The organism is Janthinobacterium sp. 61 (assembly GCF_002846335.1).
GTDB lineage: Bacteria > Pseudomonadota > Gammaproteobacteria > Burkholderiales > Burkholderiaceae_D > Janthinobacterium.
In genome coordinates, this window is sequence record NZ_PJMQ01000001.1 from 5,442,214 (window position 1) to 5,455,663 (window position 13,450).

At 63.8% G+C, this 13,450-nt stretch carries 11 protein-coding genes and 1 tRNA gene; 8 read left to right on the forward strand and 4 right to left on the reverse strand.

All coding sequences use genetic code 11. The annotated features are described in order from the left end of the window. Nucleotides 1-7: 7 nt before the first annotated feature. From CLU92_RS24725 to CLU92_RS24735, 3 genes are read left to right on the forward strand one after another with little or no spacing between them, the layout of a single operon-like run. Nucleotides 8-2,119, forward strand: a complete 2,112-nt coding sequence (locus CLU92_RS24725; protein WP_257561729.1) for a TonB-dependent receptor — start codon at nt 8-10, stop codon at nt 2,117-2,119. A gap of 8 nt (nt 2,120-2,127) precedes the next feature. Beyond that, nucleotides 2,128-3,474 (forward strand): PepSY domain-containing protein, encoded by a 1,347-nt coding sequence (locus tag CLU92_RS24730; protein WP_101484876.1) that lies wholly within the window; start codon nt 2,128-2,130, stop codon nt 3,472-3,474. Nucleotides 3,475-3,531: 57 nt separating this feature from the next. Further along, nucleotides 3,532-3,918 carry a hypothetical protein gene (locus CLU92_RS24735; protein ID WP_101484020.1) on the forward strand — a complete coding sequence of 129 codons (387 nt, stop codon included), beginning with the start codon at nt 3,532-3,534 and terminating at the stop codon, nt 3,916-3,918. Between the two features lie 10 nt (nt 3,919-3,928). Here CLU92_RS24735 and CLU92_RS24740 read toward each other — a convergent pair whose 3' ends face one another. After that, entirely contained in the window at nt 3,929-4,843 is a 915-nt protein-coding gene (locus tag CLU92_RS24740) for a LysR family transcriptional regulator (RefSeq protein ID WP_101484877.1), read from the reverse strand. 102 nt (nt 4,844-4,945) lie between these two features. Between CLU92_RS24740 and CLU92_RS24745 the strand changes: the two genes are divergently transcribed. The 5 genes from CLU92_RS24745 to CLU92_RS24765 all read left to right on the forward strand — a co-directional run bounded on the left by CLU92_RS24745 (nt 4,946) and on the right by CLU92_RS24765 (nt 9,614). Beyond that, a complete protein-coding gene (locus CLU92_RS24745) occupies nt 4,946-6,055 on the forward strand; it encodes a muconate/chloromuconate family cycloisomerase (RefSeq protein WP_101484021.1) in 1,110 nt (369 codons plus the stop codon). Between the two features lie 10 nt (nt 6,056-6,065). Continuing rightward, nucleotides 6,066-6,356: a muconolactone Delta-isomerase gene (catC, locus tag CLU92_RS24750; protein WP_101484022.1), complete on the forward strand. Its 291-nt coding sequence runs from the start codon at nt 6,066-6,068 to the stop codon at nt 6,354-6,356. 34 nt (nt 6,357-6,390) lie between these two features. After that, the gene (gene catA, locus CLU92_RS24755) at nt 6,391-7,311 is read left to right on the forward strand and encodes a catechol 1,2-dioxygenase (protein ID WP_101484023.1); all 921 of its coding nucleotides are present in this window, start codon (nt 6,391-6,393) and stop codon (nt 7,309-7,311) included. Between the two features lie 10 nt (nt 7,312-7,321). Continuing rightward, on the forward strand, nt 7,322-8,101 hold the full coding sequence (gene pcaD, locus CLU92_RS24760; RefSeq protein ID WP_101484024.1) for a 3-oxoadipate enol-lactonase: 780 nt from the start codon (nt 7,322-7,324) through the stop codon (nt 8,099-8,101). 109 nt (nt 8,102-8,210) lie between these two features. Continuing rightward, complete coding sequence (locus CLU92_RS24765; protein WP_101484025.1) at nt 8,211-9,614, forward strand: sodium:solute symporter family protein; 1,404 nt, start codon at nt 8,211-8,213, stop codon at nt 9,612-9,614. Nucleotides 9,615-9,627: 13 nt separating this feature from the next. Here CLU92_RS24765 and CLU92_RS24770 read toward each other — a convergent pair whose 3' ends face one another. From CLU92_RS24770 to CLU92_RS24780, 3 genes are all read right to left on the reverse strand, one after another. Next, nucleotides 9,628-11,022: a GntP family permease gene (locus CLU92_RS24770; RefSeq protein ID WP_101484026.1), complete on the reverse strand. Its 1,395-nt coding sequence runs from the start codon at nt 11,020-11,022 to the stop codon at nt 9,628-9,630. Between the two features lie 148 nt (nt 11,023-11,170). Next, nucleotides 11,171-11,244, reverse strand: a tRNA-Pro gene (locus CLU92_RS24775). A 54-nt stretch (nt 11,245-11,298) separates the two neighbouring features. Continuing rightward, nucleotides 11,299-13,392 carry an AsmA family protein gene (locus CLU92_RS24780; RefSeq protein WP_101484027.1) on the reverse strand — a complete coding sequence of 698 codons (2,094 nt, stop codon included), beginning with the start codon at nt 13,390-13,392 and terminating at the stop codon, nt 11,299-11,301. Nucleotides 13,393-13,450 lie beyond the last annotated feature (58 nt).

Genomic DNA, 13,450 nt, shown 5'->3' on the forward strand with positions numbered 1-13,450 from the left:
GAATCACATGAACAAGAAATTATTGGTGCTGGCCATGGCCATCACCTTGGCCTACCCCTGCGCGCAGGCGCAATCCGATCACGCCATCGACACCGTCGTCGTTTCCGGCTCACGCGCGCAATCGTGGCTGTCCGAGACGCCGCAGGCCATCGGCGTCGTCAACGCCGCTGTCCTGGAGCGCGACAAGCCCAAGACCATGGGCGATATCCTCAACCGCATCGCCGGCGTGTACTGGAATGACTTGGGCAACGAGCAGCACAGCATGAGCATCCGCCAGCCCATAGGCACGAATGCCGTCTACCAGTACCTGGAAGACGGCATTCCCATCCGCCCGTTGGGCGTCTTCAATCACAACTCGCTCAACGAGATGAACATGGCGGGGGCCAGCGGCGTGGAAGTGGTGAAGGGCGCGGCCTCCTCGCTGTACGGCAGCAATGCCGTCGGTGGCGCCGTCAATTTCCTGACGGCTGGCGCCAGCGCCACGCCGACGGCCAAGGTGGGCGTGCGGCGCGACAACGTGGGCGGCTTCACCCGCTACGACACCTCCGCCAGCGATACCTGGGGCCCGCTGGGACTGCGCTTTTCCCATTACAGTTCGCGCCGTTCGCGCGACAACTGGCAAGAGTACAGCTACGGCGACAAGGATTCGTTTTCGCTGCGTGCCGACTATGCGCTCAGCCCCACCTCGCAGCTGCGCGCCACCATCGTCCACACGGATCTCGATGCGGCCATGACGGGCAGCCTGTTTGAAGACGACTACCGCAATGCCCCGGGCAAGAGCCTGAACACTTTCACTTACCGCAAGGACAAGACCACGCGCATGAATCTGGCGTGGGAGGGCGAGACGACGGCCCATGGCACGAGCACCGTCACCGTGTTTACGCGCAAGAACGACCATGGGCAGATTCCCGCGTATTCCATAGGCAGTTGCGCGGGCATGCTGTGCAAGGGCGTCATCAACAACAACCATGTCGATTCGCTGGGGCTGGACTTGAAACATCAGCAGGAATTCACGTGGCTGCGTTCGCGCCTGGTCGCCGGCGTATACGTGGACAAGAGCGATAATCCATTTGTCAGCGACAATCTGTCCATTGTGCGCGATACCGCCACGGGCCGCTATCTGCGCTATACGCTGGCCAATGCAAGCAATCCCCAGGGCGTGCGCGACTATCAGACGGACATCCTGAACACGGCCCTCTTCGCGCAGTGGGAGTTTTCTCCGCTGGCGGGTACGCGCGTGGTGCTGGGTGGACGCTCGGATGCCATCCGCTACGATTACCACAACAAGCTGGCGCCGGGCGGCAGCGTCAATTACGGCGCGCCCGACGAGTCGCGCAGCTTTTCGCACCTCAGCCCGAAGCTGGGCGCTACCTACGCCATCGGCCAGGCGGGCAGCGCGTATGCGAACGTCAGCCAGGGCTTTACCCCGCCCGAGGTCAGTCAGCTGTATGGCAAGACGGGCATCGCCGACCTGCAGCCGTCGGTCTACAACAACTATGAACTGGGCTTGCGCTGGGCCTTCCTGCAGGGCCGCTTGAAACTCGACGCGGCGCTGTACCGGCTCGACGGGCGCGACACCATCGTCAGCTATACACTCTCGCCGGGCAATAGCGAAAACCGCAATGCGGGCCGTACGCGCAGCGAAGGCCTGGAGCTGGGTCTGAACTACGACAGCGGTCCCTTCGACGTGCGCTTCGCCACGGCCATTTCGCGCCACCGCTACCTGCGCTACCAGGTGTCCGCCAGCCTCGATTACAGCGGGCGGACCATGCCGCAGGCGCCGCGCGACATCACCTCGTTCGAGATCGGCTACAAGCCCGTGGCCGGAGCCAGGTTGGCGCTCGAAGCCGTGCACCAGGGCCGCTACTGGATGAACAATGCCAACACGGTGGAGTACAAGGGCCACGCGCTGCTGAACCTGCGTGCCAGCTACCAGCTTGCGCGCGGGCTGGAAGCGTGGGCGCAGGTGCGCAACCTGGCCGATAAACGCTATGCCGATTCGGCCAGTAGCAGTTATGCGGGCACGGGCAGTTACGTGGCCAATACGCAGAACCAGTACACGCCCGGTGCGCCGCGCAGCGTGATGCTGGGCCTGGGCTACACCTTCAATGCACTGTGAGGATGGCCATGGACGACGCAAAATTTCTTATCGCTCGGCGTAAAAGCCTGTACTGGCGCATCCACTTCTGGGCTGCGCTGATCGCCTCGCCGTTTGCGCTGCTGGCCACCCTGACGGGCATTCTGTATGTGTTCACGCCGCAGATCGAGGCAAGGCTATACCAGCAACTTGACCATGTGGCGCCGCAAGCGTCCATGCTGCCGCTGGACGCCGCCGTGGCGGCAGCGGAAAAGGCGGCGCCGCGTGGCTGGACAGTGCAGCACGTGGTGCCCCCTTTTCAACAGGACGACGCGGTGCAGGTGGCGTTTGCGCCGCCCGGTGGCGCGCAGGATGAACATGCGGGCCATGGCGGCCATGCCGCGCCGGTCAAGCCGAAGTTCGGCCTGCCCGCGCAAGCCATCGTCGTGTATGTGAATCCGTATGATGCGCGCGTGCTGGGCAGCCTGGCCAGCAGTGAACGCTTCGGCAACTGGGCCAAGAAACTGCATTCTCGCCTGCTGCAAAACGATGGCTGGCGCTGGATGATCGAGCTGGCGGCCAGCTGGCTGATGGTGATGCTGGTGACGGGTGTGGTGCTGTGGTGGCCAAGCGGCGCGCAATCGGGCTTGCCCAAGCGGGGCGCGCGGGGCCGCAATGGCTGGCGCCAGTGGCATGCTTTTCTCGGCGTGGCGCTGGGCGTCATCAGCTTCGTCATCCTGACGACCGGGCTTACATGGAGCCAGCAGGCGGGGGGGCGCATCCGCATGCTGCGCGATATCAGCGGCCAGGCGCCGCCGCCCGTGCCGCGCGGTCTTCATTCAAGCGAAGATGCGGCCGGTGGTCCGCTCGACTGGCAAGGCGCCTGGCAAGTGGCGCGCAGTCACGCACCCGCCATTGCCGTGCAGCTGACGGCGCCGGCCAGCCAGGACGATGTGTGGCGCGCCACCATGGCCGACCGCAGCCAGCCCACCTTGCGCTTCGACCTGCAATTCGATGCCTATAGCGGCAAGCCGCTGTATTACGCCGGCTGGGATGCGCAGACGGCGTTCGGCAAGGCCACCGCCATCGGCATCCCGTTTCACCGGGGTGAATTCGGCTGGTGGAACCAGGCGCTGTTGCTCCTGTTTGGCGCCAGCGTGCTGTTCTCGCTGGTATCGGGCTGGGTGATGTTCTTCAAGCGGCGCCTGCCAGGCTCGCTGGGCTTGCCGAAGCTGCTGCCGGGCGCCTGGACCTCGCCCTCCGCGCTGGCCTGGCTGGCGGCGGCCGCCATGTGTGCGCTGATGCCATTGCTGCTCATTTCCGCGTGCATGCTGATGCTGCTGGAACTGCTCCTGGCAAAATGCGGTGCGCGTATCGGCAGGATGCGATTGCGCTAGAATAAGGGGCGCGGCCAGGCTCGTTGCCAAGGGCCGCCCCCTTGTACTGGTTGACGCATGTTATTCATCGACTTTCCCGCCTTGTCCGCACTGGCCGCCGCTTCGGCAGGTGTCACTCAAAAATGCAGCTGCTGCACGGTGCCGCTGGACGCCTGGCAGCGCCTTCCCACCTCGCTGGAGCTCGACCGTTTCGAGGAGGTCGGCACCCTGCGCGAAGACCCGTACGAGGAACCCACCTTCGCTGAATACCATCCCGATGGCACGCGCTACGATAGCGTCGACGCGCCCATCGCGCCGCGCTACTATCCCGCGAACCTGAGCCAGGTGGCCCGCTGCCTGAATTGCGGCCGCCACTACCTGCGCTACAACGAGGCGGGCGGCTATTTTACGGAGCTGCGCATCCGCGCGCTGCGCCCGGAATTGCTGGCCGACGTGCCGCTATAAGCGGTGAGGGCTACAGGCTTTCCTTGACGTGCGCGATGCCGTGTTCATCGTAGATGGAATACACGGCGGCGAGGATGTTTTCCAGTTCCGGCGAGCGGTCCATATGCCGCATGCTGAACAGGATGGGCGAGAACGCATGCTTGTCTTCCAGCTTGCGGTACACCACGTTCCTGTGATGCATGGCCTGCACGCTTTCCGGCACGATGGAAATGCCCTGGCCGGCTGCCACCAATCCCATGGAAATCTGCAGTTCGCGCACTTCCGTGACGGGGCCGGGCGTGACATTGCCCACACTGAACATGGTCAGCACCTGGTCGGCAAAGCTGGGGCGGGGCGCTTTCGGATACACGAGCAGGGTTTCATGGACCAGGTCAGTCAGGCGCAATCCGCCTTCTCCCTGGGCCAGCCGGTGCCCGGGCGGCAGGGCCACCACCAGCCGCTCTTCGCGCAGCAGGATGCGGCGGATGCTGGGGTCCTCGCTTTTCAATCGTCCGAAACCTACGTCGATGCGGCCTTCCTTCAGTGCCTTGAGCTGCTCCACCGTGGTCATTTCGTGCAGGGTCACGTCCACTTCTGGATGGCGCTCGCAATAGCGGTGCACGATATCGGGCAATTCCCCATACAGGGTCGAGGCAACAAAACCGATCGACAGGGTGCGTTCCAGCTTGCCCACGCGCTGCGTCATCGCCTTCAGGTCGCGCACCTGGTCGAGCAGCGGGCGCGCATGGGCGAGGAAAAACTCGCCCGCTTCCGTCAGCCGCAAGGGCCGCGAGCCTTTTTCGATCAGCTCCACGCCCAGGGTTTCTTCCAGTTGCTGCATCTGCCGGCTGAGCGGCGGCTGCGCGATATGCAGGCGCGCGGCGGCCCGCGTGAAGTTCCTTTCCTCTGCCACCGCCACGAAGTAGCGCAAGTGCCGTAATTCCATCTTCATACCTTTCAGGTATAGGTTTGATACCAACTCGGTGTTGGACGTGGGGACATTCGGGGCATATCGTGTCACCACTCCACAGAATTATACGGAATAAATATGATTCAAAATATCGAGACCTACCTGGTCGATGTGCCAACCATTCGTCCGCACCGGATGTCCGTCGCCATCATGAACACCCAGACCTTGGTGCTGGTGCGGCTGCGCTGCGCCGACGGCATCACCGGCTGGGGCGAAGCGACTACCATCGGCGGCTTGAGCTATGGCGGCGAAAGCCCGGAAAGCATCAAGACGAATATCGATACCTATATTGCGCCCCTGCTGGTCGGCATGGAAGCGAGCGAAGTCGCCAAGGCCATGGCCAAGGTGCGCAAGGTCATCCAGGGCAACCGTTTCGCCAAGTGCGCGATCGAGACGGCGCTGCTGGACGCACAGGCGCGCCGCCTGGATGTGCCGATGTCGGAATTGCTGGGCGGCCGGGTGCGCGATGCGCTGCCCGTGGCCTGGGTGCTGGCCAGCGGCGATACCGTGCGCGATATCGCCGAAGCGGAAAAAATGCTGGACTTGCGCCGCCACAGCATCTTCAAGCTGAAGATTGGCCTGCGCGACGTGATGGATGACGTGGCCCACGTACTGGAGATCAAGCGTGCGCTGGGCGAACGTGCCAGCGTGCGCGTCGATGTCAATCAGGCCTGGAGCGAGACGGACGCCGTGCGCGGCATCGCCGCGCTGGAAGCGGGCGGCATTGACCTGATCGAGCAGCCCGTCAAAGCGGGCAACCGCGCCGCGCTGGCGCGCCTGACGCAGCGCTTCGACGTGGCCATCATGGCGGACGAAGCCTTGCATGGTCCCGCCGACGCGCTGGCCCTGGCCCAGGCCGATGCGGCCGACGTGTATGCGGTGAAAATCACCCAGTCGGGCGGCTTGCTGCCCGCGCTGGAAGTGGCCACCGTGGCGCGCCTGGCTGGTGTCGGCCTGTATGGCGGCACCATGCTCGAAGGCGGCATCGGCACGGCCGCCACGGCCCACGTCTGCTCCACGTTCGCCGAACTGGCCTGGGGCACGGAACTGTTCGGGCCCCTGCTGCTGACGCAGGAAGTCTTGCGCGAACCGCTCGTGTACCGCGACTTCATGCTGCAAGTGCCGACTGGCCCGGGCCTGGGCGTCGAGATCGATATGGACAAGCTGCATGCCTTGCAGCGCCAATAGAGGAGAAAGCATGTTATTCCATGTACGCATGAACGTGAACCTGCCGTTGACGATGCCGGCCGAGCAGGCGGCGCAGCTAAAGCAGACGGAAAAGGAATTGGCGCAGCGCCTGCAGCAGGAGGGCAAATGGCGCCACTTGTGGCGCATCGCCGGGCAGTACGCCAACGTCAGCGTCTTTGACGTCGACAGCGTGGACGAGCTGCATCATTTACTGACCTCGCTCCCCCTGTTCCCCTACATGCAGATTGACGTGATGCCGCTGTGCCGCCATCCCTCGTCGGTCCGCGACGACGATTCCTGAACCGTACGCAGTACCTTCATCAAGGAGACATCTCATGCAACATTCCGACATTGATACCCTCGTCAAGAAGTGGATCGTGGAAGCGGCCGACCGGCCGGCCAACCCGCGCGTGCAGCAAGTGGTGCTGCGCCTTCTGGGCGACTTGTGCAAGGCCATCGATGACCTGGACCTGACGCCCAGCGAAGTATGGAGCGGCGTGTCCTATCTGTCGGCCGCCGGCGCGTCGAGTGAACTGGGCCTGCTGGCTGCTGGCTTGGGCCTCGAACACTTCCTCGACCTGCGGGCCGACGAAGCCGAAGCGAAAGCAGGCCTGGCCGGCGCCACGCCACGCACCATCGAAGGGCCGCTGTACGTGGCCGGGGCGCCGCGCAGCACGGGCTTTGCCCGGCTGGACGATGGCAGCGAGAGCGCGCACGCCGAAGTGCTCTTCATGCAGGGCACCGTGTTTGACGCCGACGGCAAGCCCGCTCCCGGCGCACTGGTCGAGGTCTGGCATGCTAACTTGCTGGGCAATTACTCCTTCTTCGATCACACGCAATCGCCGTTCAACCTGCGCCGCAGCATCCTCGCGGACCAGGATGGGCGCTACCAGTTCCGCAGCATTCTGCCGGTCGGTTACGGTTGCCCGCCCGAGGGCACCACGCAGCAGCTGCTCGATCTGCTGGGCCGGCACGGCCAGCGTCCTGCGCACATCCATTTCTTCATCAGTGCGGCGGGCCACCGCAAGCTGACGACGCAAATCAATATCGATGGCGACCATTACCTGTGGGACGACTTCGCCTTTGCCACGCGTGCAGGCCTGGTGCCACCCATCACGCGCATCGAGGACCCGGCGCAACTGGCGGCCCTGCAGCTGGAGCAGCCATTTTCCTCGATCGATTTTGATTTCCACCTGAGCCGAGACAGTGCGGCGCTGCCATCGGCCGAGGTTGAACGGCCACGTGCCGCAGCCTGAGGGAGACGCCATGTCCGAGTTTTTTACATCCGACGGTAGCGTCCTGCATTACCGCACCGATGGTGACCGCGCCCGGCCCTGCCTGATCCTGTCGAACTCCCTCGGCACGGACCTGTCCATGTGGCAGGCGCAGGTGACCGCGCTGGCTGGCGACTTCTTTGTCGTGCGCTATGACACGCGCTGCCATGGCCAGTCCACCGGCGCCGCGCCGTTCGGCATCGACCGGCTGGGGCTGGACGTGGTGGCGCTGCTCGACCACCTCGATATCGCCCGTGCGGCCTTCTGCGGCATTTCCATGGGCGGCTTGACGGGGCAGTGGCTGGGCATCCACCAGCAGCAGCGCCTGACGCAACTCGTGCTGGCGAATACGGCGGCGCGCATCGGTTCTGCTGACGTCTGGCTAGCGCGCGCGGAGCAAGTCCGGCGCGATGGCATGGCTGCGGTAGCCGATGGCGCCCCCGCACGCTGGTTCACGCCGCAGTTTCTCCAGCGCGAGCCGGACACGGTGGCGCGCATGATCGCCACTTTGCGCGGCCAGGATGCAGGCGGCTATGCGGCCTGCTGCGAGGCGCTGGCGCAAGCCGACTTGCGCGCCTCCGTTGGCACGATCACGGTGCCGACCCTGGTGATCGCCGGCGAGCACGATCCCGTGACGACGCTGGACGATGCGCGCTGGCTGCAGCAGCAGGTGGCAGGCAGCCGCCTGGCGAGCGTGCCCGCGTCGCATATCTCGAGTGTCGAGGCGGCGCAGGCTTTCACGGCGCAGCTGCGCGGCTTTTTAGTGCCGTAGGCAGGCCAGAATTTCGCTTTGCCCCTGAGCACCGCCGCCGGCCGGTCCGGCATGCGGCAGGGGGCTTTTTTGAAAAATAATAAGAAAAAAGCAGACTTGGAGTAGACGAATGGAAAACAGATTAATCATCATCGCGGCGGTCACGGTGGGCTATTTCGCCCTCATGTCGTACATTACCTACAGCGTGCGCAAGCACGCCAACAGCGCAGAGGGCATGACGGCGGGCGGGCGCAACTATCCCGCCTACCTGATCGGCGCGCTGCTGCTGTCCGAATTCATCGGCAGTTCCGTCAGCATCGGCACGGCGCAAAAAGGCTATGAGCTGGGCATTTCCGCCGCCTGGAACCTGGTGGCGCTGTCGCTGGGCTTCCTGCTGCTGGCCATCGTGCTGGTCAAAAAATACAAGGAAAGCGGGCAGTCGACGATTTCCGGCATCCTGGCGCAAACGTATGGCGAACCCGTGCGCTATGCCGCATCGGTACTCACCATCGTCGCGCTGGGCATCGTTGCCGTCGCCCTGTACGCGAGCGGCGGCGCCGTGCTGGCGGCCGTGTTGCATATCAATAAAACGGTCGCCATATTGCTGGTGGGCGCCATCACCGTGATTTATGTCAGCCTGGGCGGCATGCGCTCGGTGGTGTACACCAATTTCGCCCACTCCATCGTCAAATACCTGGGCGTGATCCTGGCGCTGGCGTATGCGCTGGAAGCGAGCGGCGGCATCGGCGCGTTGCAGGCGCAACTGCCGGCCAAGATGTTCAACTGGGTCGAGATCGGCTGGGGCCAGATCATCGCCTGGATGATAGGCGGCATCGGCTCCATCTTCGCCACGCAGTACGTGATCCAGGCCCTGGTCAGCACGGACAACCCGGCCGTGGCCAAGCGCGCCTGCTATTACGTGTCCTCGCTGATGATACCGTTTGGCCTGATGGCGGCCCTGATCGGCATGTGCAGCGCCGTGCTGTATCCGGGCATGAAGTCGATCGACGCCTTCCCGACATTAATTGCCCACATGCCGGCGTTTTCCGCCAGCATCATGATCGTGGGCCTGGCCGGCGCCCTGTTCGGCGGTATTTCCGCCACCACCCTGGCATCGGCCACCCTGGCCATGAAGGATTTTTATGATCCCTGGTACAACAAGTCGAAGAACGACGCGAAATCGCTGATGTTCCTGCGCATCGCCATCGTCGTGGCAGGCTTGCTGCCGCTGGTGCTGGCGCTGTATGCGGAAAAACTGCTGATGATCGCCTTCCTGGGCAAGGCCCTGCGCGCCACCCTGGCCGTGCTGGTGCTGATGGCCTTCTATGCGCCTAAATTCGGCACGCCGCGCGGCGCCTTCATTGGCGTGATCGTGTCGGTGATCGCCACCATAGGCTGGTTCCTGGCGGGCAATCCGTATGGCGTGGACAGTTCCTACCTGGCGCTGGCTGGCCCGCTGCTGACCATGGGCATCAGCCATTTGTTCAAGCCGGCGCAAACTTTGGCGAAGCCGGCATCGTCGCCGCGGCTGTAGCTTGCCCCAACCCTCAGACCAGCCCCGTCATGTAATAGATGGCAATGACGAGGAATACGGCCACCGTCTTGATGACGGTGATGCCGAAAATATCGCGGTAGGACTGGCGGTGCGTGAGGCCCGTGACGGCCAGCAGGGTGATCACGGCGCCATTGTGCGGCAAGGTATCCATGCCGCCGCTGGCCATCGCCACTACGCGGTGCATGACTTCGAGCGGAATGTGTGCCTGCTGCGCGGCCTGGATAAAACTGTCCGACATGGCGGCCAGCGCGATGCTCATGCCGCCCGAGGCCGAACCGGTAATGCCGGCCAGCGTCGTCACGGAAACGGCCGCGTTGACGAGGGGATCGGGCACGCTGCGCAAGGTGTTGCTGACGGCAAGAAAACCGGGCAGTGCCGCGATGACGCCGCCAAAGCCATACTCGGACGCCGTATTCATGGCGGCCAGCAAGGCGCCGCCCACGGCCGCCTTGGTGCCTTCTGCAAAGGCGGCGCGGATGCGCCCGAAGGCCGTCACGCACACGAGCAAGATGCCCAGCAACAAGGCGCCTTCCACGGCCCAGATGCCGGTGACGGAGGCTATCGACGTCGACACGGGCGCGTGCAAGCCTGGCAGGGCGTCGGCGGTGAGGACGTAACTGGCGCCATACCAGTGCGGGATCAGCCGGGTCAGCGCGTAATTGGCCACGCCGACGAGCAGCAGCGGCGCCACCGACAGGAGCGGATGGGGCAGGTCGCCCGAGCCGGCCTTGGCCTGTTCAGCCTCGGCGCCGTAGCCTTCGCCCGTCGCCATGACGGAACGGCGGCGCCACTCCAGGAAGGCCAGACCCATCATCACCGTCAGCACGGAACCTATCGTGCCCAGCCACGGTGCGGCCCAGCCGGTCGTGTTGAAGAAGGTGGTGGGGATGATGTTCTGGATTTGCGGCGTGCCAGGTAAAGTGTCCATGGTGAAGGAAAACGCGCCCAGGGCGATGGCACCCGGCATCAGCCGCTTGGGGATATTGCTCTGGCGGTACAGTTCGGCCGCGAACGGATAGACGGCAAACACCACCACGAACAGCGATACGCCGCCATAAGTCAGCGCCGCGCACACGGCAACGATGACGGCATTCGCGCGGGAACTGCCGATATAGCGAATGGCGGCCACGACGATCGACTGGGAAAAACCTGACAGTTCAATCAGCTTGCCAAACACGGCGCCCAGCAGAAAGACGGGGAAATACAGCTTGATGAAGCCCACCATCTTTTCCATAAAGATACCGCTGAAGACGGCCGGTACGGCAGACGGATCGGTGAGCAGCACGGCACCCAGTGCGGCGACTGGTGCAAACAGGATCACGCTGTAGCCGCGGTAGGCGGCCAGCATGAGGAAGGCCAGTGCGGCCAGAACTATCAGGAAAGACATCGGTCAGGCCCTTGCGCGATGGAAGTGTTTAATTAATCAATTGTTCAATTAATATCATACTTCTCGGCAACACGCCAACGCGTGGGTCAAGGATTGCGCGTTGTCGGCAGGTGTGCAGGCGCAGGCAGGGAATGTGGGGGCAGGCTAGTCGGGGTGAGAGGATTCGAACCTCCGCCCTCTGCGTCCCGAACGCAGCGCTCTACCAGGCTGAGCCACACCCCGCTTTTCTTTATTACAGCAGATGGCGGGGCGGGTTTCAAGCGACTGCATCAAGGCCTATTTCTTTTCCTGCTGGGCCTTTTTGATGTCCGCTTCGCTGACTTTTTTTGCCGGTGCATTTGTCGCCGGCGAAGTGGGGTTTTTCCGCGTGGCGTTGGCTTGCGCCATGACGGCGGCGCAGTCCGTGTCGGGGGCTTTGTCGACGTTGACCAACGGCAGCAGGGCGGCCAGCGGTGTGACGATGGTGGCCAGGGCCACGGCGGCGCCGGCCTTCAGGGCGAGCGGGCCTTTTTGCGGGCCTACGTCCGGGTTCTTGAACGTGCCTTTCGCGTACAGCGGCGTGCGCAGGGTGATGATGCGGGCGCCCTTGGTGCGCGGGCGCACGTCGAGGTCCAGGGTTTCGTGGGCCAGGTTGACGTTGCCCGTGACATTCACCACGGCCGTGTCCGTATCCAGCACGAAGCGTCGCACATCGGCCTGGCCATTCGTGACGGCGAAATCGCTGGCCAGGCAGTTCAGGTGCACCTGCTTGTCGCCGAAGATTTTCACGAAGACGGCATTGGCCAGGTTCAGGCCAGCCAGTTCCAGCATGAATTGGCTGACGGAGCCTTCGCTGACGGTGGCTGCCAGTTCCCCATTCGCGCTGGCCAGCATGGCCGAGACGGAATTGCCGTGGCCCGTGAGGGCCGCGTCGCCATACACTTCGCCGAAACTCGCTTGCATTGATTGCAGCTTGGGAAACAGTTCGCGAATTTTGAGGTGGCGCGCCGTCACCTTGGCTTGCGCGGCGATGGTCTTTTGACGGCCGTCGAGGGTGATATTCGAGGTGATGTCGCCACCGGCCATGCCGAAATTGAGCGGCGTCAAACTCAGCACCTTGTCTTTCATGTGGATATTGGCGACGACGTCGTTGAATGGAATGTCATGCGTGCGCACCAGTTTCTTGCCGGTAAATTTTACGTCGGCGTCGAGCGCATTCCATTTGGCCGTGTTGAACTGCTCCACGGGCAAGGCTTTATTGTCCGGTTGCACGGGTGCCTTGCCGCGCGCCTGTTTCTGCGCATTGCTGTCGGCGCCGATGGTGGGACCCAGGTCTTCCAGGCGCAACTGCTGCGACATCACTTCGCCGCGCAGCAAGGGGCGGGGCTGGCGCGGCAGATACTGCAGGGTGCCCGCCAGGTCGCTCTGGCCCACCTTGCCCTTGAAGTTCTGATATGTCCAGTTCCAGGTGGCGCCGTCCTTCTTGCCCAGCAATCGACCCTTGGTGGCATAGTCCGGCGTTTCCGGCAGCAGCACGCCCGTCAGCGGATACAGGTCGGCCATGCTGGCGCCGGCCAGGCTCAGCTGCAAATCGATGCCGGACAGAGAGCGCGGGTCCGTCAGGGTGCCATCGATGCTGGCCTTGTTCTTGCCCAGCACGGCGTGCGCCTGCACGGGATAGACCGTATTGTTGTCGGTCAGGGACAGCACGGCGCCCGCCTTCCCGCCGCCCGTCACGGGCGCCTTGCGGTAGCTGCCGCCCAAGGTGAAGTCGATGCCGTATTTTTCCACGGGCGCGCTGCCTGGCGCGTCACCCGGCGTGGCATCGGGCGCCGTCGAGCTGACCTTGGCGCGCACGTCAAGGGCGATGCCATCGTCCAGGTAACGGATGACGCCGTCGCCAAAGGCCATGCGCTGGATTTCCACCTCCCATGGCGATGGGCCGTTATCCTTCAAGGTCCAGCTATTGCTGCCATCGGCGCGCCGTTGCAGGGCAATGTTTGGCGCGTCGAGCGCCAGGTCCGTCAGCACCACCTTGTGCTGCAACAGGGCCAGCGGATGAATGCTCACGTCGATGCGTTTCGCGCTGGCCAGTTGCGGGCCGGCCGTGGCCCAATCCGGGTTGCTCATGCGCACGTCCTGCGCGCTGATGACAGGGCGGGGCACATAGCGGCGCCAGCCCGGCTCCGTCTTCAGGCCCTGCCGCCATTGCACCTGCAGATCGCCGCCGATGACGAATTCGCGGCCCGTGCTTTCCGATACCTTCTGGTTGATGTAGGGGCGGGCGCGATTCCAGTCGAAAGTCAGCACGAAGATGACGACGATGGCGATGAGGGCCAGCAGGGCGGCCAGGCTCCAGCCTAGGATTTTGAGCGGGGTTGAGCGTGTCATGGTGAGCCAATCGCAATGATTTTTTCATCAAGGTAGACCGATAGGCCATCACAGTCGG

Coding starts and splice junctions, on each gene's coding strand:
- CLU92_RS24725 (WP_257561729.1), top strand. CDS start 8: ATGAACAAGAAATTATTGGTGCTGGCCATGGCCATCACCTTGGCCTAC.
- CLU92_RS24730 (WP_101484876.1), top strand. CDS start 2,128: ATGGACGACGCAAAATTTCTTATCGCTCGGCGTAAAAGCCTGTACTGG.
- CLU92_RS24735 (WP_101484020.1), top strand. CDS start 3,532: ATGTTATTCATCGACTTTCCCGCCTTGTCCGCACTGGCCGCCGCTTCG.
- CLU92_RS24740 (WP_101484877.1), bottom strand. CDS start 4,843: ATGGAATTACGGCACTTGCGCTACTTCGTGGCGGTGGCAGAGGAAAGG.
- CLU92_RS24745 (WP_101484021.1), top strand. CDS start 4,946: ATGATTCAAAATATCGAGACCTACCTGGTCGATGTGCCAACCATTCGT.
- catC (WP_101484022.1), top strand. CDS start 6,066: ATGTTATTCCATGTACGCATGAACGTGAACCTGCCGTTGACGATGCCG.
- catA (WP_101484023.1), top strand. CDS start 6,391: ATGCAACATTCCGACATTGATACCCTCGTCAAGAAGTGGATCGTGGAA.
- pcaD (WP_101484024.1), top strand. CDS start 7,322: ATGTCCGAGTTTTTTACATCCGACGGTAGCGTCCTGCATTACCGCACC.
- CLU92_RS24765 (WP_101484025.1), top strand. CDS start 8,211: ATGGAAAACAGATTAATCATCATCGCGGCGGTCACGGTGGGCTATTTC.
- CLU92_RS24770 (WP_101484026.1), bottom strand. CDS start 11,022: ATGTCTTTCCTGATAGTTCTGGCCGCACTGGCCTTCCTCATGCTGGCC.
- CLU92_RS24780 (WP_101484027.1), bottom strand. CDS start 13,392: ATGACACGCTCAACCCCGCTCAAAATCCTAGGCTGGAGCCTGGCCGCC.